At 50.5% G+C, this 24411-nt stretch carries 17 protein-coding genes; 15 read left to right on the forward strand and 2 right to left on the reverse strand.

The features are described from left to right. Positions 1 to 221: 221 nt before the first annotated feature. The 5 genes from aroB to CPZ25_RS16445 all read left to right on the forward strand — a co-directional run bounded on the left by aroB (position 222) and on the right by CPZ25_RS16445 (position 7584). Entirely contained in the window at positions 222 to 1289 is a 1068-nt protein-coding gene (gene aroB, locus CPZ25_RS16425; RefSeq protein ID WP_058695805.1) for a 3-dehydroquinate synthase, read from the forward strand. An 11-nt stretch (positions 1290 to 1300) separates the two neighbouring features. Continuing rightward, complete coding sequence (aroA, locus tag CPZ25_RS16430; RefSeq protein ID WP_096920162.1) at positions 1301 to 2602, forward strand: 3-phosphoshikimate 1-carboxyvinyltransferase; 1302 nt, start codon at positions 1301 to 1303, stop codon at positions 2600 to 2602. Further along, positions 2580 to 3653: a chorismate synthase gene (gene aroC / locus CPZ25_RS16435; protein ID WP_096920161.1), complete on the forward strand. Its 1074-nt coding sequence runs from the start codon at positions 2580 to 2582 to the stop codon at positions 3651 to 3653. Before aroA ends, aroC begins: the two co-directional genes overlap by 23 nt. Before the next feature lie 10 nt (positions 3654 to 3663). After that, complete coding sequence (locus tag CPZ25_RS16440; protein WP_096920160.1) at positions 3664 to 3957, forward strand: chorismate mutase; 294 nt, start codon at positions 3664 to 3666, stop codon at positions 3955 to 3957. 198 nt (positions 3958 to 4155) lie between these two features. After that, complete coding sequence (locus tag CPZ25_RS16445) at positions 4156 to 7584, forward strand: pyruvate carboxylase (RefSeq protein WP_096920159.1); 3429 nt, start codon at positions 4156 to 4158, stop codon at positions 7582 to 7584. Between the two features lie 44 nt (positions 7585 to 7628). Here CPZ25_RS16445 and CPZ25_RS16450 read toward each other — a convergent pair whose 3' ends face one another. Next, the gene (locus CPZ25_RS16450; protein WP_058695800.1) at positions 7629 to 8060 is read right to left on the reverse strand and encodes a CBS domain-containing protein; all 432 of its coding nucleotides are present in this window, start codon (positions 8058 to 8060) and stop codon (positions 7629 to 7631) included. 441 nt (positions 8061 to 8501) lie between these two features. Between CPZ25_RS16450 and cdaA the strand changes: the two genes are divergently transcribed. The 10 genes from cdaA to CPZ25_RS16500 all read left to right on the forward strand — a co-directional run bounded on the left by cdaA (position 8502) and on the right by CPZ25_RS16500 (position 22746). Continuing rightward, on the forward strand, positions 8502 to 9383 hold the full coding sequence (gene cdaA / locus CPZ25_RS16455) for a diadenylate cyclase CdaA (protein WP_096920158.1): 882 nt from the start codon (positions 8502 to 8504) through the stop codon (positions 9381 to 9383). Further along, the gene (locus CPZ25_RS16460) at positions 9343 to 10566 is read left to right on the forward strand and encodes a CdaR family protein (RefSeq protein WP_243129316.1); all 1224 of its coding nucleotides are present in this window, start codon (positions 9343 to 9345) and stop codon (positions 10564 to 10566) included. Before cdaA ends, CPZ25_RS16460 begins: the two co-directional genes overlap by 41 nt. A gap of 171 nt (positions 10567 to 10737) precedes the next feature. After that, complete coding sequence (serC, locus tag CPZ25_RS16465; RefSeq protein ID WP_096920156.1) at positions 10738 to 11826, forward strand: 3-phosphoserine/phosphohydroxythreonine transaminase; 1089 nt, start codon at positions 10738 to 10740, stop codon at positions 11824 to 11826. 180 nt (positions 11827 to 12006) lie between these two features. Next, positions 12007 to 13176 carry a phosphoglycerate dehydrogenase gene (locus CPZ25_RS16470; protein ID WP_096920155.1) on the forward strand — a complete coding sequence of 390 codons (1170 nt, stop codon included), beginning with the start codon at positions 12007 to 12009 and terminating at the stop codon, positions 13174 to 13176. Positions 13177 to 13195: 19 nt separating this feature from the next. Then, on the forward strand, positions 13196 to 14437 hold the full coding sequence (locus CPZ25_RS16475; RefSeq protein WP_058695795.1) for a DUF1015 domain-containing protein: 1242 nt from the start codon (positions 13196 to 13198) through the stop codon (positions 14435 to 14437). 29 nt (positions 14438 to 14466) lie between these two features. After that, the gene (locus CPZ25_RS16480; protein ID WP_096920154.1) at positions 14467 to 15678 is read left to right on the forward strand and encodes a cation:dicarboxylate symporter family transporter; all 1212 of its coding nucleotides are present in this window, start codon (positions 14467 to 14469) and stop codon (positions 15676 to 15678) included. A gap of 116 nt (positions 15679 to 15794) precedes the next feature. Continuing rightward, entirely contained in the window at positions 15795 to 17153 is a 1359-nt protein-coding gene (locus CPZ25_RS16485) for a uracil-xanthine permease family protein (protein ID WP_096920153.1), read from the forward strand. Positions 17154 to 17292: 139 nt separating this feature from the next. Next, positions 17293 to 20202, forward strand: a complete 2910-nt coding sequence (locus CPZ25_RS16490; protein ID WP_096920152.1) for a hypothetical protein — start codon at positions 17293 to 17295, stop codon at positions 20200 to 20202. A gap of 133 nt (positions 20203 to 20335) precedes the next feature. Then, positions 20336 to 21061, forward strand: a complete 726-nt coding sequence (locus CPZ25_RS16495; RefSeq protein WP_074617841.1) for an ABC transporter ATP-binding protein — start codon at positions 20336 to 20338, stop codon at positions 21059 to 21061. Continuing rightward, positions 21058 to 22746, forward strand: coding sequence for a putative ABC transporter permease subunit (locus CPZ25_RS16500; protein ID WP_096920151.1), 1689 nt, complete (start codon positions 21058 to 21060; stop codon positions 22744 to 22746). The genes CPZ25_RS16495 and CPZ25_RS16500 overlap by 4 nt, the downstream gene beginning before the upstream one ends. 329 nt (positions 22747 to 23075) lie before the next feature. On the opposite strand, the gene CPZ25_RS16505 is transcribed toward CPZ25_RS16500, so the two are convergent. Beyond that, positions 23076 to 24392 (reverse strand): bifunctional folylpolyglutamate synthase/dihydrofolate synthase, encoded by a 1317-nt coding sequence (locus tag CPZ25_RS16505; protein ID WP_096920150.1) that lies wholly within the window; start codon positions 24390 to 24392, stop codon positions 23076 to 23078. Positions 24393 to 24411: the final 19 nt, after the last annotated feature.

Here is a 24411-nt window from a genome sequence, read left to right on the forward strand (position 1 = left end):
TGGTTGCTTATATGTTTATCATACAGGATTATACCGTAAAATGCAACAAAGTTTTCTTAATTTGAAGCTTTCTTGATAATTGTAGTGAAAGTTTCATATTATAAAATGAAGTTTGAAATGCTTTACCTAAAGGTTGTTTTCTCACTTTAGTAAAAGTATGATATAATAATTAATCAAAATATCGAAACTGCATATTGTATTATAGATAAAGGAGCGAAATCATGAAGGAACTAACCTGTACAACGGAAAACAAACACCAGTACAAGATTATGATTGGCAATGGGTTAAAAGAGCATCTGTACGAAATGGATGAGGTCTTTGGCAGCTACCGCAGCATTGTCATTATCAGCGACAAGAACGTGGCCAAGCTGTACCTGAGCAATGTGAGAAAGCAGCTTAGAAGCCTTGGCGCAGAGGTCTATACCATCGTGATACCTGCCGGAGAGGAATCCAAAAATCTGGCTCAGGTCGAGGAAATCTATTATAAACTGATGGATATCGGCATCACCCGTTCCGATGCCATTGTGGCTTTGGGCGGCGGCGTTGTGGGAGATCTGGCTGGTTTCTGTGCCGCTACCTATATGCGCGGTATCGATTTTGTGCAGATTCCGACATCCCTTTTGGCTCAGGTGGACAGCAGCGTGGGCGGCAAGGTGGGCGTGGACCTCGGCTTTGGCAAAAACCTGGTGGGCGCTTTCCACCAGCCAAAGGCCGTGATCATCGATCCCGAATTTCTGGACACTTTGGACGACCACTACCTGACCGACGGCATGGGTGAGGTGATCAAGTACGGGTGCATCAGCTCGGCCAAGCTGTTTGTGCGGCTCATGGGCTTTGAGTATCAGGAGGACCTGCTGGAGGATATGGAGGAAATCATTGCCAAATGTGTGCAGATCAAGCGCAATGTGGTGGAAAGCGATGAAAAGGAAAAAGGCCTCCGCCGCGTGCTCAACTTTGGTCATACCATCGGCCACGTCATTGAATCCTACTTTGAATTTAAGGAGTACTCCCACGGTGAAGCAGTAGCCATCGGTATGTACCAGATCACCAAGATGAGCGTGCGCGAGGGGATCACTGCGCCGGAAACCCTGGGCAACCTTCAGCTGATTCTGGAAACCTACGGCCTTCCCTATGAAATGCCCGAGATGGATATGAACCGTGTGAAGGAGATTCTGTATTCGGATAAAAAGTTTGAGAATGACGTTTTAAATATGTGCATCATCACTAAAATTGGCAAGGCAGAGATCGTAAAAATCCATAAGGATCAGGCCATTCAGTTATTTCAGTAGAAAGGGACAGCATGAAAAAAGTCGAAATTACACCTAAAAAGCTCGGCGGCGTTATCTGTATTCCTCCGTCCAAGAGCGTCAGCCACCGGGCGGTGATGTGCGCGGCCCTGTCACAGGGAACCAGCGTGATTACCAATATCCTTTTGTCCGACGATATCACCGCGACCTGTAAAGCTATGGAAACCCTGGGAGCAGAGATCAAATATAAAGAAAATGAGGGAAAGCGTTTTACCCTGACGATCACTGGTGTGAGTCGTCCAGATACAGAGGGCAAGACCATTGACTGTATTGAGTCCGGCTCCACCCTGCGCTTTATCATTCCACTGCTTGCGTTAAAAGCCAGGAATTCGCGGGTCATTGGCCGCGGAAGGCTGACAGCGCGGCCCATGCAGCCCTACTATGATATTTTTGAGGAGCAGGGCATCGCTTATCAAAAGGAAACCGAAGGCCAGGAGCTGCCTCTATGTTTTACAGGGGCTTTAAAACCCGGGACTTACCGCCTAAATGGCAGCATTTCTTCTCAGTTTATTACAGGGCTGCTGTTTGCGCTGCCGCTGCTTGACGGGGATTCAGTCATCGAGATCACTACGCCGCTGGAATCTAAGCCTTATGTAGACATTACACTGGATGTGATGGAAAAATTTGGCATTGCTGTGATCAATGAGGATTACCGTTTGTTCCGCATTGCCGGAAACCAGCGGTATAAGGCTCGGGATTACCGGGTAGAGGGCGATTTTTCCCAGGGCGCTTTCTGGCTGGTGGGCGGTATCCTGGGCGAAAAAACGGATTGTGAGGATTTGCAGCCCGACTCATCCCAGGGGGATAAAGTCATTGTTGAGGTCATTCAGTCCATGGGCGGCTGTGTATCCCAGACAAAATCGGGCTATGTGGCAGAGCCTGGAACGACACATGGCACGGTGGTGGATGTGTCTCAGTGCCCGGATCTGGTGCCGGTGCTCACGGTGCTGGCGGCTCTGAGCGAGGGGGTGACAGAGATTGTGGGAGCCGCCCGGCTGCGCTTTAAGGAGTCTGACCGGCTGGCTGCCATGAATGAAGTGCTGACCATGCTGGGGGCAAAGGTAACCGAGCATCCTGAGGGGATGACCATTGAAGGGGTTAAGCGCCTGAAAGGCGGCGTGGTTGACAGCCATAATGACCACCGTATCGCCATGGCCGCAGCTATTGCCAGCTTTGCCTGTGAGGATAAACTCACGATCACAGGTGCCGAAAGTGTGCGGAAATCCTATCCGGATTTTTGGGAAGATTTTAAAAAAATGGGAGGCGACATCCATGAGTTCGATCTGGGGAAATAAGATAAAGGTTTCGGTGTTTGGAGAATCCCATGGAGCTGCCATTGGCGCGACCATTGATGGGCTTCCCTCTGGCGTGAGTGTTGATCAGGAGGCGGTCGCCTTTGAGATGAAACGCCGCGCGGCATCCAGCAGCCGACTGGCAACACCGCGTAAGGAGGCAGATGAGGTGGAAATTGTCAGTGGCTTTTTTGAAGGAAAAACTACAGGCACGCCGCTTACCGGGATCATCCGCAATGGTAATACCCGTTCTAAGGACTACGCCCGCACCAAGGATCTTATGCGCCCGGGGCACGCCGATTACAGCGGCTGGGTGCGCTACAGTGGTTTTCAGGATTACCGGGGAGGTGGCCATTTTTCAGGACGTCTTACAGCACCCCTTGTTTTTGCAGGCGCTGTCGCTAAGGCTGCGCTGGCTCAGGTCGCTCCCGAGGTTAAAATCGGCAGCCGGATTTTATCCATCGGCAGTGTCTGGGATAAAAAAGATTTAAAGCCTGGAGAATATGCAGCGCTTCGCTATGAAAATCCGATGTTCCCGCTGTATACAAAGATGCTGGAGGAGGCGATGAAGGATGAAATCCTCGACGCCATTAAGGATCAGGATTCTGTGGGCGGTGTGATCGAGGGCTATGTGACGGGAATGCCAGCCGGCGTGGGGGACCCGCTGTTCGATTCAGTCGAAAGCCGGCTGTCCGCGCTGCTGTTTTCAGTGCCGGCGGTTAAGGGTGTTGAATTTGGATTGGGCTTTGACATCACCGGCCTCCGCGGCTCTGTGGCCAACGATCCCTTTTATATCGACGGCAGCCGGGTTAAGACCACAACCAACAATAACGGCGGCATCAACGGCGGAATTACAAACGGCATGCCCATCGTGTACCGGGCAGCCTTTAAGCCTACGGCTTCCATCGCGCAGCCCCAGAAGACTGTTAACATGGCGACCAGTGAGGACGCTGAAATCGAAATTCAGGGCCGGCACGATCCTTGCATTGTGCTGCGGGCCTGCCCGGTGGTCGAGGCGGTAACGGCATTATGCATGCTGGATTTTCTTTTATAAAGGAGTAAGTATGGCAAAATCAATTGAAGAAATCCGGGCGCGTATCGATGCGGTCGATGCGGAAATGCGGGCCCTTTTCGAGGAACGACTGGACCTCGTGTACCAGGTGGCTGAATATAAATTCACAAATCATGGAGAAATATTCGATCCCAAACGGGAGGCAGAGGTCGTAAAAAAGCACACAGAAAAATTAGAAAACGCGGATTACAAAAAATATTATGCTGAGTTTATTCACGCTGTTATGGACCAGAGTAAAAGGGTCCAGCAGGCATATATTGATGGACAGGATGCGAAAAAAGACTGAAATTTGTGTTTTTCAAATAAAAACACTTGTTTTTATCTTAAATAACAAAAATTTTTCTTTTCATTGGCTAAAGTATTATATATAATAGTAACAATAAATATTTATGCAACGGTCTGCTGTGTTTTTTTAATGTGGCAGGCTGTAATTTTATCGTGTTTATTGTTGAATGTAAATTTTATAGTGAAGTGAGAGTTGAACATGAAAAAATTTAACAAGGTATTGATTGCCAACCGTGGCGAAATCGCCATTCGTATTATTCGTGCCTGTCAGGAACTCGGGATTCAGACAGTCGCCATCTATGCTCAGGAGGATAAAATGTCCTTATTCCGCTCAAAGGCGGACGAAGCCTATCTGATCACCGGAACCACCGGCCCGGTCGAAGCCTACCTGAATATGGACAAGATTATCTCTCTGGCCAAAAAGAAAGAAGTGGACGCCATTCACCCCGGCTATGGTTTTCTTTCCGAAAATCCTGAGTTTGCCAGACGCTGCGAGGAGGAGGGCATTGCCTTTATCGGACCAACACACACTATGATGGAACAGATGGGGGATAAAATCCAGTCCAAAATTGTGGCAAAATCGGTCAATGTGCCCACCATTCCTGGGGTTGAAAAGCCCATTACCTCCGATAAAGAAGCCGCTGAATTCGCAAAGGTAGCGGGCTACCCCATTATGCTCAAGGCGGCAGCCGGCGGCGGCGGGCGTGGGATGCGTATCGTCCGCGACGAAAGAGACCTGCTCAAGGAGTACCACTCGGCCATGAGCGAAGCCACCAAGGCTTTTGGCGACGGCACCATCTTTGTGGAAAAATATCTGGAAGAGCCTAAACACATTGAAGTTCAGATTCTCGGGGACGCCTATGGCAATGTGGTCCATCTCTTTGAACGTGACTGCTCGATCCAGCGACGGCACCAGAAAATTATCGAATTCACACCGTCCTTAAGCATTACTGAGGAACAGCGTCAGGCCATCTGCGCCGACGCCTTAAAGCTGGCAAAGGCCGTCAATTACCGCAATGCCGGGACCATTGAATTCTTGGTCGATAAAAAAGGCGACCACTACTTTATTGAAATGAACCCGCGGATTCAGGTTGAGCATACGGTTACTGAGCTGGTTACCGGCATTGATCTGGTTCAGTCTCAGATTATGATCGCCGAGGGGTATCCGCTGGATTCGGATGAGATCAATATCAAGGGTCAGGACAGCATCAGGAGCCGTGGCTACGCCATCCAGTGCCGTGTCACTACTGAGGATCCCAAGAACCACTTTATGCCTGACACCGGCCGTCTGGACGTTTATCGTACCGCCAGCGGCGCGGGCATCCGGCTCGATACCGGCAATGGTTTTACCGGCGGTGAGATTACGCCCTACTATGACAGCCTTCTGATGAAATCCACCTCCTTCTCAAGGACCTTTGAGGATACCCGCCGAAAGGCTCTGCGCGCACTGAAGGAAATGCAGATTGAGGGGGTTCAGACCAACAAGGATTTCCTGATCAACGTGCTGGAACACGATATGTTTAAGAGCGGGAATTGTGATACCAAGTTTATCGATGATCACCCCGAGCTTTTCAATATCCAGGCAGAAAAAAGTCAGGCCTATAACGTTATCCGCTATTTTGGCGAAATGGCCGTCAACGAAACCTTTGGTAATAAACCGGATTTTGACGAGCCGGAAATTCCCGAGATCCCTAGAGATGTCGAACTTCGCGGCACTAAGCAGATTCTTGATGAGCAGGGGCCCGATGGTCTGGTCCGGTGGATCCAGGATCAGAATAAGCTGCTGCTTGGGGACACCACCCTGCGCGACGCGCATCAATCCCTGTTTGCCACCCGTGTGAGAAGCCGTGATATGATTAAGATCGCAAAGGAAACCGCCTACCTGGGCAGGGATATCTTTGCACTTGAAATGTGGGGCGGTGCGACCTTTGACGTGGCCTATAACTTCTTAAAGGAATCGCCGTGGCGCAGACTGGACGAGCTGCGCAAACGCATCCCAAACATTCTGTTTCAGATGCTTCTGCGAGGAGCCAACGCTGTTGGCTATAAAAATTATCCGGACAATGTATTGCGCAAATTCATTCAGGAATCTGCCGCTGGCGGAATTGATGTTTTCCGTATTTTTGACTCCCTCAACTGGATGGAAGGCATGAAAGTTTCCATCGACGAGGTGTTGAAAACTGGCAAGGTCTGCGAGGTTGCCATGTGCTACACCGGCGATATCCTTGACCCTAAAAAGACCAAATACGATTTGGATTACTATGTGCGCATGGCTCATGAGATTGAGGCCACCGGCGCTCATATTCTGGCCATCAAGGATATGTCAGCGCTGCTGAAACCGGCAGCTGCCTTTAAGCTCATAAAAACCCTTAAGGAAGAGGTTAAAATCCCTGTGCGCCTGCACACCCATGATACCGCAGGCAACGGCGTGGCCGCCATTCTCATGGCAACCATGGCCGGTGTGGACATTGCGGACGCTGCTTTCAGCAGCATGAGCGGTCTGACCAGCCAGCCTTCGCTCAACTCGGTGGTAGCAGCTCTCGCCAACACGCCCAGAGATACCGGCATGAATGAGGATGACCTTCAGCTTATCTCTGATTATTGGGAAACCACCCGTCAGGTTTACTCGAAATTTGAATCTGGCCTTAAATCCGGGAGTACTGAAATTTACAACCTGGAAATTCCAGGCGGCCAATACTCGAATTTAAAAAGCCAGGTCGAAAGCTTTGGACTGGGTCATAAGTTCAAGGAAGTCAAACAAAAATACATGGAAGCCAACCTGCTTCTGGGCGACATTGTCAAGGTCACCCCATCCTCAAAGGTGGTGGGCGATATGGCGATTTTCATGGTTCAGAACGGTCTGGATATGGATAATATCTACGAAAAGGGCAGAGATCTGGCTTATCCGAACTCGGTGGTTGACTATTTTAAAGGCATGATCGGCCAGCCTGAAGGCGGCTTTGATCCCAAGCTTCAGGAAATCGTGTTAAAGGGCATTGAGCCTATCACCGTGCGCCCGGGAACCCTGCTGAAGGACGAAGATTTTGAGGCCATTAAGGAAGAATACCGCGAGGAGTTTGGCATTGAGCTGGCAGAACGCGAGGTGACCAGCGCGGCCCTGTACCCGAAGGTCTTTAAAAACTATGTGAAGTTTTATCAGGATTACGGTGATTTTATGCGCATGGACACCCACGCCTTTTTCTACGGGCTCAAGGAAGGCGAGACCGCAGAGGTAGAGGTGGATAAAGGGAAACGCTTTATCATCCGTATGGTTAAAATGGCGCAGCCTAACGAGGAAGGCTACCGTCCGGTACTGTTTGAAGTCGACGGTTTCCGCCGTGAAATCTACATCGAGGACAAACGAAGCCTGTTCTCCAAGGAAAAGAGCACCATGCTCAAAGCAGATAAAAATAATCCGAAGGAAATCGGCTCCGGCATTCCGGGAACAGTCCTGAAAGTTCTGGTCAATGAAGGGGACGAGGTGGCTGAAAACCAGCCGCTCATCATCGTTGAAGCTATGAAAATGGAAACTGAAATTGTAGCGCATGCCGCGGGGAAAATCAAAGAGATTTATGTCTCCGAGGGACAGAGTGTCCAGTCCGGCGAGCTGATCATTACCATGGAATAAAAATAAACCCCCTCCTGTCGCGTTTTGGGACAGGAGGGGGTTTTTTACATGATTTCCTCAGGCGCGTCAATTTCTTTCAGGTAGTTTAACAGCTCTTTAATAAGCTCCTGCCTGCGCAGGATGCCGATAAACACATTCTGGTCGTCTACCAGGGGCACAAAGTTCTGGTGGGTAGCCAGCTCCAGTACGGTCTCGAAGGATTCGTCGACCCGGCAGGCCTCAGCCTTTGTCTTAAAATCAATGTCTCTGACGGTGAACTGGTCCAGATCGATCTCCGGATGCTCCAGACTCAGAGCCAGCGTCCGCAGCAGATCTCCTTCTGAGATGGTGCCCACGTACTGGCCGCGCTTGTTGATGACTGGCATGGCCGTATAGCTGTGTTTGCGGAACAGGGAATAGGCCTCCTTAAAGGACTGGTGGTTATATAAATAGACAACGTCGCTTTTGGGGATCAGGTAAAAGAGGTGGTTTTTCATGAAAAGACTCCCTTTCTGTATCAAAAAATTAAAACCGGCTCCATACCCTTGTACCTCTGTACGATGGAACCGGTTTTAATTCTTTGGTTCAGTTTGCATTTTTGGTGGTCTCACCCCTTTCCTGTAAATTTTATCAATTCTGCCAAGATAGATTCTTTTTCAAGTAAAATATAATGAATTTACCAGTATACCTCGACTGCGAGATTGTGGCTTCTAATTCCTTTACCTGACGTTCGCTACAATGCTGTAGAAACACTTAAAGTAATCTTCTTTGTAATTGATTATATTTTTATTATACCACCTTTTATGAATTTGTAAACGTTATTTTTGTAAAGAAGTGTATCAAAATTGTAAAATGAAAAAAACTTGTCTGAATCCGGTTATAACTTAAGAAAAAATAGTGTATAATAAATGCATACTTTATATGGGGATAACAACGGTATGGAAGAACTACGTTTATATATACAATCGAGAATAACAGTTAGCAGCGTCATCGAAGTTATCATCATTACTTTTTTAATATACAAGGTTTTGATGTGGATACGCGGTACCCAGGCAGAGCAGGTGGCAAAAGGGATCATTATTTTACTGATTCTATCCCCACTCAGCAACTGGCTGGGTTTTACAACGTTGAACTACCTGATCAACAGTATGTTTACCTTTGCGTTCATTATCTTTGTGGTGGTGTTCCAGCCCGAACTGCGTTCTGCCCTCGAACAGCTGGGAAATAATAAAGCCTTTAAACAGGTTTTTAAGAAAAACAACCGTGACAGAGCGAGGATGATGAGCGATATCGGTGAGATTGGCAAGGCGGTGGGAAACCTGTCCAAGGAGCACATTGGCGCGCTTATCGTCTGTGAGATGAACACCGGGCTTAACAACATTGTGGATACAGGTATCGAGCTGGACTCAGACATCAGTCAGGAGCTGATTGAAAATATTTTTACGCCAAACAGGCCGCTGCATGATGGCGCCATGGTGATAAAGCTCTGGACAAATCAGATTCGCGCCGCGGGCTGTCTGCTGCCTTTATCTGACAACCGTTATCTGGGCAGTGAGCTGGGAACCAGACACCGTGCGGGCCTTGGAATCTCGGAAAAATCCGATGCCATTACGATTATCGTTTCAGAGGAGACGGGCACCATTTCATATACGGAGAAGGGCACACTCACCCGGAATATGACTCCGGCAATGGTCGAGCAGCTCTTGACAGACCGTTTTATGGCAAAGGATGACGAAAATGACAGTGAAAAAGGATTCTTTAAATTCCGAGGAAAAAAAGATGGCAACGAAGAAGAAAAAGAAACAGATATCGATCAATGAAAAAACAATAAGGCTGCTGAGCTCTGCGGTCCTGGCCATTATCCTCTGGCTGTTTATCAATGGAAACAGCAATGATATTGTCCCTCAGGACATCAACGCGATTCCAGTCACCTTTACAAATATGGAAACCCTGCAGGAAAAGCACCTGGTGCTTGAGGACAACCGCAATTATTATGTGAACCTGCGTGTGCAGGGAACCGACCGGAGTCTTCAGGAGATCAATACCAACGAGATCACTGCAGAGGTGGATCTGAAAGACATTGACAAAAAGGGCGAGTACAATCCTGAGATCATCATCAAGGGGCTGTCGAATTCGGTGATTCTGAAGGAGGTCAATCCCAGTACGCTGCACCTGGTGGTGGACAATGTCATTGAGTCTGAAAAAAGCGTGGAAGTCATTACTCAGGGTAAGCCCGGGAACGATAACGCGGTTATCTCAGCAACCAGCACTGAGAAGGTTCAGGTAACCGGCGCAGAGGACCGCATTGCGGCCATTGATAAGATTGCGGTCACAGCCAATGTGAATGGTCTGACTGAGGATACCTCCAGAATGCTGGAGGTTACACCATATGATAAGGAAGGAAATATCATCAGCGGCGTTGAGTGCGAGCCTGATGTCGTCCGCGTCAATATCGAGGTGGGTAAGACAAAGACCGTCAATATCACTCCGCCCACAACAACTGGTGATCCTCAGTCGGGCTACAAGGTGACCAGTGTGACCGTTGACCCGACCCAGAAAATGGTGGGTGCTAAGCAGGAAGTGCTGGATACCATTCAGAACATTCAGATCGACCCGGTGGACGTATCCGGAGCCAATAAGACTGTGACTAAGGAGGTTATGCTGAAGCTTCCAGACGGTGCTTCTTTCCTGGACAACGGCGATAAAGCCACAGTTACAGTTAACATCGAGCCAGTGATTGAAAAGAGCTTTACGATCAGCAGCATCGAGACCCGCAATGTGGGCCAGGGGCTCACCGCAGCCAAGGTGAAGGACTCCTCGGTGGTCGTTAAGCTCAGCGGGACCGCCACCGAGCTTAACAAGCTGTCCGCGGATAATATCAGGGCCTTTGTGGACCTGAACGGCCTGGGAAAGGGTGACCAGGAGGTAGTGATCCAGATATCCCTGCCCTCTGACCAGATTAAGAGCATTACCCCTTCCAAAACAACGGTCACCATTGAGTAAAAAAGACGCCTGCGGGCGTCTTTTTCAGTGTGAATTCTGCAAAGGTTTTAATGCTCTTTTAACACGAATATTGGTTACTTTATCTTGAAAAAGAATGGCGGTTACTTTATAATAGTAAAATACACCTGACAGGGTGCATACATCATACCAAATTTTTAGGAGGAATTTATAGTGGAAAGAGTTTACAATTTTTCTGCCGGTCCATCTGCTTTGCCGGTAGAAGTGCTTGAAAAAGCCGCAGCAGAGATGCTCAACTATGGTGGAACCGGAATGTCTGTCATGGAAATGAGCCACCGCTCTGCCGCATTTGCTGAAATTTTGGCAGACGCAAAAGCGTTGTACAAGGAACTGATGGGTGTGCCGGACAATTATGACATCCTGTTTTTACAGGGCGGCGGCTCCACACAGTTTGCAATGGTTCCGTTAAACCTGATGACAAAATCCGGCAAGGCTGATTTTGTACTGACAGGCAACTGGGCAAAGAAAGCCTATCAGGAAGCCGGACGCTACGGTGATGCACTGGCGGTTGCATCCTCTGCGGATAAGACCTTCTCTTACATCCCGAAGCTCGATCCTGCGTCCTTCAGAAAAGATGCGGATTATTTTTATATCTGTGTGAACAACACCATTTACGGAACACGCTTCAGACCGGACAATCTGCCGGAAACAGGCGATGTGCCGTTGATCGCGGATATGTCTTCCAATATTTTATCTGAAGTATACGATGTGTCCAAGTTTGGCCTGATCTTTGCAGGCGCCCAGAAGAACATGGGACCGGCCGGTGTGGTTGCTGTGATTATCCGTAAGGACCTTGTAGGCCATGCCATGGACATGACGCCGACCATGCTCAACTACCAGACTCATGTGGATGCAGACTCCTGCTACAACACTCCGCCGTGCTATGGTATTTATATCTGCAAGCTCGTTTACGAATGGGTTAAGGCAAATGGCGGTGTTCCTGGCATGGAAGCCATCAACAAGGAAAAATCAGCAAAACTATACAATTTCTTAGACAACAGCGCCATGTTCAAGGGAACCGTCGTTCCGGAAGACCGTTCGCTCATGAACGTTCCTTTCGTGACCGGCAACGAAGAGCTGGACGCCAAATTTGTCAAGGAAGCCAAGGCAGCCGGCCTTGAAAACTTGAAGGGCCACCGCACCGTTGGCGGCATGCGCGCCAGCATCTATAACGCAATGCCTATGGCAGGCGTTGATGCACTCATCAACTTCATGAAGAAGTTTGAAATGGAAAACAAATAGGCAAAAAAAGTGAGGATGTAAGATTTTAAAGAATCGGCGATCCTTATAAAAACATTCATTGACAACATGCTGAGCACCGGCGCCCGTATTGCAGGCGCACCAAATACTGCGTGTAGTAAAGCCTGGGTAGTGTCGAAGTAGGCCAGGATTTGCTGCAGCTGAATTGAAAGGTAATTATAAATGAATTTTAATGTACAAACCCTCAATAATATCTCTAAAAGAGGTCTTAGATTATTAGACGAAAACTACACTGTTGCAGATGCTATGGAAACACCGGATGCGATTCTTGTCAGAAGTGCGAAAATGCACGATATGGACATTCCTGAGAGCGTTAAGTTCATTGGCCGCGCAGGCGCGGGCGTGAACAATATCCCACTGGATAAATGCTCTGAGCAGGGGATCGTGGTTTGTAACTCTCCGGGAGCCAACGCCAACGCTGTTAAAGAGCTGGTGGCACTGGGGATGCTCATGTCTTCCCGTAAAGTGGTTGACGGCATCGAATGGACCAAATCACTGCTGGATGAAACCGGCGATGTGGGCGCAGCTGTAGAAAAGGGAAAGAAGGCCTTTGTGGGGCCGGAATTGTACGGTAAAAAAATGGGCGTTGTCGGACTTGGCGCTATCGGGGTACTGGTAGCGAACATGGCGGTAGATTTTGGTATGAAGGTCTACGGCTTCGACCCTTACTTATCCATTGAACACGCTTGGGGATTAAGCAGAAAAGTAAAAAGGTCCACAAGCAAAGAAGCAGTTTTCAAAAACTGCGACTATATTTCCTTACATATACCCTTCATGGAAGGAACCAAAAATTTTGTGGATGCAGAAACCTTAAAGGAAACCAAAAAAGGCCTGCGTCTCATGAACTTTGCACGCGGCGGTCTGGTGGACGACGCAGCCTTAAAGGCAGCGCTGGAAGACGGTACCGTTGCCGCATATGTGGTGGATTTCCCAAATGAAGAAACCTTAAGAATGCCGAATGTCATCAACATTCCGCATCTCGGTGCCTCCACGCCGGAAAGCGAGGAAAACTGCGCGGTCATGGCTGTAGAGGAGCTGCGCGAATACCTCGAAAATGGTAACATTGTAAACTCTGTAAACTATCCGAACTGCAGCATGGGTGTGTGCAACAGCGTACACCGCATTACGGTTAATCACCGAAACATTCCGAACATGATCGGTCAGATCACAGCTGTGCTCGCAGGGCACAACATCAACATTTCTGACATGACCAACAAAAACAAAGGTGAATGGGCCTACACCATGATCGACGTCGACAGCGAAGTGGAAAGTAACGTAAAAGAAGCGTTAAAAACCATTGACGGCGTGACACGTGTCCGTGTTTTAAAATAAGGATTAAGGAGAACGCGATATGGCAACAATCAGACCCTTTAAAGCCGTTCGTCCTGTTCCGGAAAAAGCCGCTGACGTGGCAGCCCTTCCTTACGATGTCTATAATCGTGAGGAAGCGGCTGCTGCCGTTTATGGCAAGTACGACTCTTTCCTGAGAGTTGACCGTCCGGAAAGCACCTTGGATCACCGCATGAATATGTATGATCCCTTTGTGTACGAACAGGCAGCCAAGAACCTTCAGAAGCTGTATGACCGTAAGGTCATCGCGCAGGATGAAAAGCCAGGCCTTTATCTTTATGAGCTTGTGATGGATGGCAGAAGCCAGGTAGGCCTGGTGGCATGCACCGCCATCGACGAGTATCTGAACAACACCATTAAAAAGCACGAACTCACCCGTGAAGACAAAGAGCAGGACCGCATCAAGCATGTGGATGCCTGCAATGCCAACACGGGCCCCATTTTTCTGACCTATCGCGGTCAGGAGGATATCAATGCACTCATTGCTGAGAGCATGAAAAAAGACCCGGTCTACGACTTTACAGCCGAGGACGGCGTGGCTCACCGCGTCTGGGTCATCGATGACGAAGCAGTGATTGACCGGCTGGTCAGGGACTTTGGCCAGGTCGACAGTTTCTATATCGCCGACGGGCACCACCGCTGCGCGTCTGCCGTCAAGGTAGGCCTGATGCGCCGCGAACAGAATCCCGGTTATACCGGCGATGAAGAGTTTAATTACTTTCTGTCTGTCCTTTTCCCGGACGACCAGCTCGCCATCATGGACTACAACCGTGTGGTGAAGGACTTAAACGGCATGACAGCCGACGCGTTCATCGCGGCACTGGAAGATAAGTTCGACGTGGAAGAAAAGGGCGCAGAGCCTGTACACCCGCCTGAAAAGGGCACCTTTGGGATGTTCCTTGAAGGGAAATGGTACCTGCTGACGGTAAAAGAAGGCACCTATGATGCCGAAGACCCGGTGGGAAGCCTGGACGTGGCCATTTTACAGGACAATGTGCTGGTACCGATTTTAGGCATTCAGGATATCCGTACTGATAAACGCATCGATTTTGTGGGCGGCATCCGTGGTCTGGGCGAGCTTGAACGCCGTGTCAGCGAGGATATGAAGGTGGCATTTTCGATGTATCCAACCGCCATTTCTGAGCTGATGGCCATCGCGGACGCAGGTCTGCTCATGCCGCCAAAATCCACCTGGTTTGAGCCAAAGCTCCGGAGCGGCCTCTTTATCCATAATCTGGACTGAGCAGCGCGCAGGGGAGGCCTCCAACCACAATGGGAAAAATTAATTTAGGTATTTTACCGAAGCTCTTGCTGGGGATTCTGATTGGGATTCTGATCGGATCCCTCGGCAATCTTTTTAACATTGGCGACGCTTCTGTGTTTCGCCTGGTCATTGAGCTGGCAGCGACTTTTAAAGCGCTGTTCAGTACATTTTTACAATTTCTGATTCCACTGCTGATCGTGTCCTTTGTGGCGGTTGGTCTGGCAGACCTGGGTCAGAAGGCAAATAAGCTTTTTCTGATTACGCTGCTTCTGGCCTACTGCTCCACTGTGCTCGCAGGCCTGCTGGCGTATTTTTTTGGATACGCTGTGCTGCCGCACTGGATCACGCCCATTGCGAGCATGAACACCAGCGGAACCGAATTTTCACCTCTGTTCAGCATTGCGCTCGATCCGGTATTCGGCGTGATGACCGCGCTCATTCTGGCTTTTGTGCTGGGGATTGGACTGGCGAATATCAAGGGTGAACGGCTGCTGGGCTGCCTGAAGGATTTACAGCAGATCATCAGCCTGACATTAAAGAAGATCATTATTCCACTCATTCCCTTTTATATCGCCGCTCAGTTTGCGCAGATTGCCGCATCTGGTGAGCTCTTTTCCACCATTAAAATGTTTGTCATGCTCTTTGTCATGATTCTTGTTTTCCAGTGGGTGTATCTGCTCGTTCAGTTTGGCATATCATCGTTTCTGAGCCGGGAAAACCAGTTTAAAAAGATAAAAAATGTGATTCCGGCTTATTTTACAGCCCTGGGGACCCAATCCTCAGCAGCTACCATTCCTGTCAATCTGGAGTGCGCTTACAAAAATAAGATCACTAAGGATGTGGCGGATTTCTGTATTCCGCTCTGTGCGACCATTCACCTTGCCGGCGACACCGTGTGTCTGGTGCTTGGGACCATGGGCATCCTGCTGGCCAGTGGAATAGCTCCGGATTTCGGGCTTTATCTGCCCTTTATTCTGATGCTTGGCGTCACCATGGTAGCGGCTCCGGGCGTTCCGGGTGGCGGCGTCATGGCAGCTCTCGGTATTATTGGCTCCATGCTTGGCTTTACCGAGAGTATGCAGTCGCTGATCATCTCTCTGCACTTTTCACAGGACAGCTTTGGCACGGCCACTAACATCATGGGCGATCAGGCCATTGCCTTTGTGGTGGATGCGGCAGATCAGAGAAGCGCTGGAAAAAAGACAGCAGCCGAAGAATAGCTTCATAACCTCCCTGCCCAGACGCGGCTGGGAGGTTTTTTGACGTTCGGCCTTGAAACAGACAGGGGAATCGGATATACTAACTAGGTTACTGAAAAATTACAAGGAGAAATGAGATGAAGGAAAAAGAAAATGTAACGGCCAGTGTCAGCAATATCTTCAAGCTGAACGGCCGTGTGCCCGTTTCAAAGGCAGTGCCCTTTGGTGTGCAGCATGTGCTGGCTATGTTCGTGGCCAATATCGCCCCGATTTTAATCGTGGCTAATGTGGCGGGGCTCAGCGAGGACCAGAAAGCCATGCTGGTGCAGAACGCCATGTTCATTGCCGGTATCGGGACGCTGGTCCAGCTGTATCCTCTCTGGAAGATTGGAGCGCGCCTGCCCATTGTTATGGGGATCAGTTTTACCTTTGTGACGATTTTAAGCTATGTGGCGGCCACCTATGGCTATCCGGCAGCCATGGGGGCTGTTCTCATCGGCGGCCTGATCGAGGGGACGCTTGGGCTTTTTGCCAAATACTGGCGCAGGATCATTTCGCCCATCGTGGCAGCCTGTGTGGTGACCTCTATCGGCTTTTCCCTGTTGATTGTGGGGGCCACCTCCTTTGGGGGCGGCAGCGGCAGCGAGACCTTCGGATCGGCCCAGAACTTGATTTTGGGCAGTGTGACATTGGTGTGCTGTCTGCTGTTTAATATTTTTGCAAAATCCTACTGGAAGCAGCTGTCTGTATTGTTTGGCCTGGTGGTGGGCTACATTCTGGCCATTTTTATGGGCGCTGTGGATTTTTCGGACATGAGCAATGTGGGTATTGTGGCTTTGCCGCAGTTCATGCCCTTTGTGCCGGAATTCAATCTTGGCGCGATCATTGCCGTAACGTTGATCTTTTTGGTCTCGGCCACAGAGACCATCGGCGATACCTCGGCCATGGCTGTTACCGGTCTGGGCCGCGACGTCACTGACCAGGAAATATCCGGCTCGCTGGCCTGCGACGGCTATATGAGCTCCATCTCCTCGCTTTTTGGCTGTATGCCCATTACCTCTTTCAGCCAGAACGTGGGTCTGATCGCCATGACCAAGGTGGTCAACCGCTTCACCATTATGACTGGCGCCTTTGTCATGATCCTGGCAGGCCTGGTGCCTGTGGTGGGTAAGCTCTTTGCCACCCTGCCCGAGGCGGTGCTGGGCGGCTGTACCATCATGATGTTTGGCACCATTGTGGTCAGCGGTATTCAGATGATCACACGCTGTGGCTTTAACCAGCGCAACACCATCATCGTGGCCCTGTCCCTGAGCGTGGGTATCGGCTTCACCCAGGTGCCGGAAATTTTCAGCATTTTTCCACAGATGGTTCAGCAGGTTTTTGCCAACAACTGTGTCGCCATCGTTTTTGTGGTCGCCGTTATTTTGAACCTGGTGCTCCCAAAGGATATGGAGCTGAAAGCCCCCGAAGCAGCAACCGAAAATACCGCAGAGTGATAAAACCCTTCCCGTCCCCAAACACGACGGGAAGGGTTTTTGCTTTACTTGGTTAAATTAGAATAGCTTGACACAATATTAATTTTGTGATAACGTTAACCATAACATAATAAAATTTTAAGGAAAGGTAAAAAAGCAAATGTCAAGTAAAGCGTTCACGGTACGGTGGGGTCTGGTGCTCCTGGTGGCAGCGTTGCTTCTGCTCTTTGGCGGCGCGAGTGTTCAGGCCGAGGAAGAGACGAGAACCATTAATCTGGAGGAGTTTCATTCCCTTTCGATTTATCCGGACGGGTACAAATATGAAGGAGAAAGCCTTCAACCTTTTACAGGAAATTATATTATTACAGGCCAAAGTCGGCGCACGGATATTTTCATTGCAGTGGGTAAAAAGGTTGAGTTCAGGGATGTCAGCTGTGGATATGTGCGTTTCGGCTCTTATTCGCCAACGCATCTTCTGCTTGCGGGTGAAAATCAGATTAATGCCGGCATGGATGTGTCAGTTGGTACAACCGTGACCATTGACTCGGTGGAAAACGGCAGCTTGACGGTAAAACCTAGTGTTTCTTATACGGATGGACAATACAATATGTTTGTTATCGCGCTGGATGGGAATCTGATTGTCAACAGCGGACGAATCAATGTGGGAACCGGTGTTGTTGCGCCCATCCAAGTGAAGTATTCGCCTAAATGGAGACATAGTGGCTCTCTCACCGTCAATGGCGGTGAAATTACAGCGTATGGGTATGCTGATCCGCGTAATAGCTTCATTGGCTGCGGGTATGGAGACGCCGGCTTTGGCAAGATCACAGTCAATGGCGGCACCATCAACGCCGGGAAGAGAGGCACCATCGGTTTATCTGAGTACTACCAGGATGATATTGAGGATTGTCATTGCGAAGACATCACCATCAACGGGGGCAGCATCGTGGGGACGATCAATACAAAGGGCCGGATCATTAACAACGCCGGCGAAGCCCTGTCGCAGCTGGCTGTCACCCTGCCCGACATCACCCAAAAGACCGCGGTCACGAGCCTGAGCGTCGGCGGTGATTCGAGCTATGGACTAAAGGACGTCACCACAACGGAAAGGGGCGAGCTGTTTTTATGGCTGCCCCAGGCACAGCTTCAGGACGATACCCGGGTAACCCTGACAACCCAGGATGGAAAAACCTACACCGGAGAGATTTATAACGGCGTCTTTGAGTGGATCCGTGACGCCTCCGAGGTGGGCTTCAGAAACCAGAGCGTTTATGAAAACGAGCCCCTGCCCAAGATGGAGCTTGACACGTCGCGGCTGCCCCAGGGCGCTACGGTCGAGTACAGCGTGAACAAAACTCCCGACGGGCCCGGCAAGTACCGCTACATCGCGGCTGTGACCCAAAACGGCCAGACCCTTAAGTACCGGGCGACCCTAACCGTCCTGCCGCTGCAGGAAATCGGCGACGTGGGATTAAAGGACAGCGAGGAGGTTTCGTTCAAGCTGACGGGTCAGAAGCCAACCCTGGATTATTCCAAGGTGCCGGCCGGCTGTAAGGTCAGCTTCAGCCCCGGCAAGGTCAAGAAAACCAACACCCCAACCCAGGTGGCGGTGACCATCAGCGGCAGAGGCTATCAGACCAAAACCCAGACCGTGACCCTGACCATGAAAAAATACAAATCCGTCATTGTGTCCATCTTTGAAGGGTTACTCAACCCGAAAAAGGCCGCGGCCGAAAACGCGGCGCTGCTGACAGCAGACGCAAGCCTGCCAATGGCCGGCGAAGGGCAGGATGAAGCGGCTAAACTGGATGACGGCAGCGAAGCCGTCACCCTGAAAATGAACATTCAGGTTCAGAGCATGGCCACCGGCGAGGGGAAAGGCGAAGAAGAGACAGAAGCCGTGATCCCCGTGCCCCAGGGTACCGTCACTATTCTGGGACAAACCTACCCGCTAGATGAAAACGGCGACCTTGACGGATGTCCCCGCGACACAGACGGCAGTTATCTGATCACCACCACCCGGGAAGCTTTGAAAGCCTGTGGTTACAAAGTGGAAGCCGTCTACACCCCAGCCGAGAACACCCCCTACGACACCGCCGCCGTGAGCGTGGACAGCGACCCGTCCAAACTCGTGCGCGACGCCATTACCCTGGACTACGACGTACTTCAGGGCGATGATGATAAAAATCTGAGCTGGAAGGACACCGTCCAGATCAAGGCTGCCGGCGGCTCCAAGACCGAGGGCGAGGCCTACACCTATCGACTGCTCCAGGGAGACGACTTCGCAACCCTGAGCCAGGACGGCCAGCTGAGCTTTACAAAGGCCGGCTACGTGGCCGTGGAAGTGAGTCTGGCGGGTAATGCAGACTATAACGGCGCCAGCAATACCATCAGCTTTTATGTGGGTAAGGCCTACCGCGAAACAGAATTTGAAGCCGCGCCTGTCACCTACGACGGCGAGCTGCACCGCATTGAGCTGAGCGGCGATCTGGAGCCCGGTACCTATGTTGAGTACATCGAAGAAAGTGAGGACACCGTTGGCGATTTCGATTATATGGCCACCGATGCCGGCGCCTATCACGCCGCTGTCTACGTGGCGGCTGACGACCGGTATGTGGGAGAAATCACCTATTCCGACTGGACGATCACACCGCGGGATATTGCCGACGTACAGATCAGCGGCGTTGCGGACCGCTACAGCGCCACTGGCAGCCCCGTCACCCCAGTGCCCGAGGAAGTCAAGGTCAGCGACGATCTCTATCTGAATCCGGACGATTATGACGTTCGCTATGAAAACAATACCGAAGCCGGCACAGCCACGCTCACCCTCACCGGGAAAGGCAATTTTACCGGCACAGTCAGCAAAACCTTTGCCATCACCGCCCAGAAAGGCGGTTCCGGAGAGTCCCAGAGCACCGGCGGCGGAAGTACCGCAGACCAGCGCAAAATTACTGGCAATACCAAAACCGGTATCGTCAGCGACCAGACCAGCGCCGCGCTGATCGGCGGCGGACTGCTGGCACTCTGTGTGGCGCTGACCGCAGTTTTATATAAGCGTAAACAATCTTAAGCATAAAACCCTTCCCGTCCCCAAACACGACGGGAAGGGTTTTTAATCTTTAACTTTTCTTTAGACTTTATAAAAGCTAACCAAAAGGGTAACGTTTATAATGAGAGTATCAAATTAAAGAGGAGACATGGAAATGTTAAAGATTGAAAATATTTCAAAAACCTACGGCGACAAAAAAATAAAGGCCGTTGACAATATTCACTTTGAGGTAAAGCCCGGTGAAATCTTTGGCTTTGTGGGCCCGAACGGCGCGGGAAAAACGACGACCATTAAAATGATCGTCACCCTTCTCAGGCCAGACAGCGGCCGGATATTGATCAACGGCGTTGACAACAGTCAGGATATCATGGGCGCTAAGCAGCAGTTCAGCTATGTCCCGGATAATCCTGAGCTCTTTGAAAAGATCAAGGGGATTGAGTATCTGAACTTCATGGCCGACGTTTATCAGGTGCCGGAGGCGGACCGGACAGTGCGCGCGGAAAAGTATCTGAAAATTTTCGAGCTCGACAAAGCAGTGGGGGATCCCATCAGCTCTTATTCCCACGGGATGAAGCAGAAAATTGCCCTGATCGGCGCTTTGATCCACGACCCAAATCTCTTTGTGCTCGATGAGCCCATGGTCGGCCTGGACCCAAAAGCCTCCTTTGAGCTGAAGAAAATTATGCGCGAGCAGTGCGACCGCGGAAAATCGGTGTTCTTTTCCACCCATGTGCTGGACGTCGCTGAAAAGCTGTGTGACCGGATCGCCATTATCAAGAAAGGACAGATCATCGCGATTGGAACAATGGACGAGATAAGGGAAAAGGTGGGGAGCAGAGAATCCTTAGAAAATATCTTCCTGGAGCTGACGGAAAAATGAAAGAAATAATCCGCTTAACCAAGCTTTTTATCAATACCAATCTGGGCCTGTCGATGATCCGCTACAACCGTAAAAACAATAAAAAGGCCTTTTTTAAACAGGTTGGGCTGCCCGCGCTGGTGCTGGTGGCCATGCTGCCGCTCTATGGCCTGTATGTGGCGTATATGGCCATGATGTACACGGGGATGGTGGCCATCGGGCAGGAATCTGTGCTGCTGCCCATGGCCTATACCATGGTCTCGGTAGTGATTATTTTCTTCGGCATTGCCTATATTATGGCAGAGTTTTATTTTTCAGGCGGCGTGGAAATGCTTTTGCCACTGCCCATTAAGCCGAGAAATATTATCATCGGCAAATTTGGCAGTATTATTTTTATGGAGGTTCTGCTGTCCGCTGTGCTGATGCTGCCTCCGGCGGTTGTTTACGGCATGGGACAGGGAATGGGAATCCTCTATTACATCATGGCGCTGATCGTCATCATTGTACTGCCAGTGCTGCCTCTGGCCCTTGAAACCCTGCTGATTATGCTGCTGATGCGCAGCAACAGCTTTAAGGGCAAGAAGGATGTTTTCCAGATCGTCGCCCTGTTTGTGGTGCTGGCCTTTTTCCTGGGACTGCAGATGTACCTGTCGCGGACAGCGGGCAGCAGCGATGACCCCATGGCTGTGGTCAACAGTATGCTCGCGGACAACGGCTATCTGTTAAAAAGCATTACCCGCCTGTATCCGGTCAGTCTGCTGGTGGCCCAGAGTCTCAACCGCATTACCCTTACCGGAATGCTCAGCCTGATAGGGCTTCTGGCCCTCACTGCTGCAGCTTTTGCGCTGATGGTTTTTGTGGGCGGGCGGATCTATGTAAAGGGGCTGCTCTCCGGCAAGGAAAGCGGCAAGGGCAAAAAAGTCCTGTCCGCCACGAAGCTGCAAAAAGCCCTGTCTCACCGCACCGCTCCGGCGCTGGCAGTGTTTAAAATGGATATGCGCCTCCTGCTGAGGACGCCGATTTACTTTTTTAACAACGTATCCATTGTGGTGGTGGTGCCCTTGGTATTTCTGATGTCCATGTTTTTCGGAAAATCCGGCGGTATGGACATTATGACCCTTGCGTCAGATTTTTATAAGGCGGCGCCCGATGCCATGAACCTGATTCTGGTCATTGTTTTCATGTTTTTCGGAAGCGTGGCCTGCACCACGGCCTCAACCTTTTCCCGGGAAGGCAAAAACATCTGGCTGACCTGTATCGTGCCCGTGCGCCCGCTGGATCAGATGATCGGGCGTGGCCTGAGCGCTCTGTGCATTCAGCTGCTGGGCATTGTGTTCACGCTCATTCTGCTGGCGTTCATCATGCCGCTGTCCCTTGGGACAGTGGTCCTTTCGCTGGTGCTAGGCACCATCGGCTCTTTTCCGCTGCTGGCCTTTGGCCTGATTGTGGATATGATGCGCCCGCTGCTCGACTGGGACAATCCGCAGAAGGCAGTCAAGAATAACATGAACGTCATGATCGCCATGATGGTGGGCTGGGTCTACATGCTTCTGGTCGTGGGAATCTCCGCCGCAACAGGTTTTTTCATCGCGCCGGTCTTCGGGTACAGCTTTTTCGCTGTCGTCTCCATTGTCATCAGCGTTCTGCTGCTGATGGTGGTTAAAAAGCATCTGGAAGAACGGATGCAGATGATGGATGTGGAATAACAACCGGCATTAAAAAAGCGCCTGGCAGATGTCAGGCGCTTTAGGCTGTCAAAAAACTTTATCATGAGAATATAAAGCGTTAAAAAGAGGGTTGTTTAAGTTGAAAGTTGAAAGTGGATAGTGGAAAGTTCAGGTGCAAATCTGCCGCCGGCAGATTTGATGCGATGCGGCCTGCGGCCGCAATTTTAATCGCCCCCGCCAGGGCGAAAGCGTTCCGACATTCTCCATTTTCAATGTTCCATTGATACCGCTTCACATTTTTGTTTTGCAGCTTGTGACCGACTTTTTTGACACGCTGAAGCGCCTGGCAGATGTCAGGCGCTTTTTGTTTAGGCTTCCCGGGCTTTTAATCTTTTCACAATGGCGGTCCGGGCGACGCCGATCATATAAAGTGAGCCGACAAACACGTTGATGCGGTCTTCTGTGCTCAGGTCAATGCTGTCCACTGCGGCTTCGATGGTGTCGTAGAAATTGACGTTTTTGCCGTACTCACGGTGAATCAGTTCAGCCATTTTATCAGCCGGCAGGGCCCGGTCGTTTTCGGGCGTGAGGGCGTGAACGTCGCCGGTGACAGGCATGAGGTATTGAAGGGCCAGGTCGATGTCCTTGTCGGCCAGCATGCCGAAATAAAGATTGATCTTATTGCCCGGGAAATAGGTTCGGATATTTTTGACAAAATACTCAATGCCATTGGGATTGTGGGCACCGTCGATCAGAATAATGGGGTTGCGGTGAAGGATCTCGAAGCGTCCGTGAAAGGTGACGTCTGCCAGCGCTGCGGTAATGGCTTCGGTGGGAATGGCGTAGCCTTTTTTTAATAAAATTTCCAAGGTATCCAGTACGGTCAGGCAGTTTAAAATCTGGTGCTCGCCAAGAAGCTTCAGCTTGAAGGTGTCCAGTCCGGCAATGCCGCCGGGCTTTTTATAGTTCAGAATCTGCCCGTCAAGGCTCTCAGAAACCCGGCAGATATCCGCAGGGTTGACGATTGTGTAAGGGGTTTTCATGGATTCGGCGTAGGCTGTGATGACATCCTCGGCTTCTTTTTCCTGAGGATAGATCACCACATCGGTGCCTTCCTTAATAATGGCAGCCTTCTCGCCGGCGATCTTGCCAATGGTGTCGCCCAGATAATCGGTGTGATCCAGGCTGATGCTCATAATGACCACTGCCTCAGGAGAGGGGATGATGTTGGTGGCGTCCAGCCGTCCGCCCATGCCCACCTCGATGACGCAGAGATCGGCGCCTTTTTCATAAAAATACTCAAAGGCCAGGGCGGTCTCGATCTCGAAGCCAGTGGGGTGCGGCTCACCCTTTGCCACCAGAGCGTCGCAGGCCGCCTGGACTTTTTTGGTTACCTGCATCAGGTCGTCGTCCGGAATGGGGACGTTGTTCAGCTGGACCCGCTCGTTAAAGGTTTCGAGGGCCGGGGAGGTGTAGAGTCCTGTGGTGTACCCGGCGGTTTTGAGAATGGTGGAGAGCATGGTGCTCACGGAGCCCTTGCCGTTTGTGCCGGCCACATGGATACATTTCAGCCTGTCCTGCGGGTTGCCCAGCTCGCCGAGCAGCAGGCCGATGCTTTCAAGGCCCAGCCGGATGCCGAACTTCCCGTTGGATTCTATAAAGTCAATGGTTTCCTGTACATTCATTTTTTTGTTTTTTCTCCTT

This window comes from Eubacterium maltosivorans (assembly GCF_002441855.2).
Lineage (GTDB): Bacteria > Bacillota > Clostridia > Eubacteriales > Eubacteriaceae > Eubacterium > Eubacterium maltosivorans.

Excerpts from the sequence above, each read along its gene's own strand:
- aroB (WP_058695805.1), top strand. The coding sequence starts at position 222 with ATGAAGGAACTAACCTGTACAACGGAAAACAAACACCAGTACAAGATT.
- aroA (WP_096920162.1), top strand. The coding sequence starts at position 1,301 with ATGAAAAAAGTCGAAATTACACCTAAAAAGCTCGGCGGCGTTATCTGT.
- CPZ25_RS16475 (WP_058695795.1), top strand. The coding sequence starts at position 13,196 with ATGGCAACAATCAGACCCTTTAAAGCCGTTCGTCCTGTTCCGGAAAAA.
- CPZ25_RS16470 (WP_096920155.1), top strand. The coding sequence starts at position 12,007 with ATGAATTTTAATGTACAAACCCTCAATAATATCTCTAAAAGAGGTCTT.
- aroC (WP_096920161.1), top strand. The coding sequence starts at position 2,580 with ATGAGTTCGATCTGGGGAAATAAGATAAAGGTTTCGGTGTTTGGAGAA.
- CPZ25_RS16445 (WP_096920159.1), top strand. The coding sequence starts at position 4,156 with ATGAAAAAATTTAACAAGGTATTGATTGCCAACCGTGGCGAAATCGCC.
- CPZ25_RS16505 (WP_096920150.1), bottom strand. The coding sequence starts at position 24,392 with ATGAATGTACAGGAAACCATTGACTTTATAGAATCCAACGGGAAGTTC.
- CPZ25_RS16495 (WP_074617841.1), top strand. The coding sequence starts at position 20,336 with ATGTTAAAGATTGAAAATATTTCAAAAACCTACGGCGACAAAAAAATA.
- CPZ25_RS16440 (WP_096920160.1), top strand. The coding sequence starts at position 3,664 with ATGGCAAAATCAATTGAAGAAATCCGGGCGCGTATCGATGCGGTCGAT.
- CPZ25_RS16485 (WP_096920153.1), top strand. The coding sequence starts at position 15,795 with ATGAAGGAAAAAGAAAATGTAACGGCCAGTGTCAGCAATATCTTCAAG.
- CPZ25_RS16500 (WP_096920151.1), top strand. The coding sequence starts at position 21,058 with ATGAAAGAAATAATCCGCTTAACCAAGCTTTTTATCAATACCAATCTG.
- CPZ25_RS16450 (WP_058695800.1), bottom strand. The coding sequence starts at position 8,060 with ATGAAAAACCACCTCTTTTACCTGATCCCCAAAAGCGACGTTGTCTAT.
- cdaA (WP_096920158.1), top strand. The coding sequence starts at position 8,502 with ATGGAAGAACTACGTTTATATATACAATCGAGAATAACAGTTAGCAGC.
- CPZ25_RS16480 (WP_096920154.1), top strand. The coding sequence starts at position 14,467 with ATGGGAAAAATTAATTTAGGTATTTTACCGAAGCTCTTGCTGGGGATT.
- CPZ25_RS16490 (WP_096920152.1), top strand. The coding sequence starts at position 17,293 with ATGTCAAGTAAAGCGTTCACGGTACGGTGGGGTCTGGTGCTCCTGGTG.
- CPZ25_RS16460 (WP_243129316.1), top strand. The coding sequence starts at position 9,343 with ATGGCAACGAAGAAGAAAAAGAAACAGATATCGATCAATGAAAAAACA.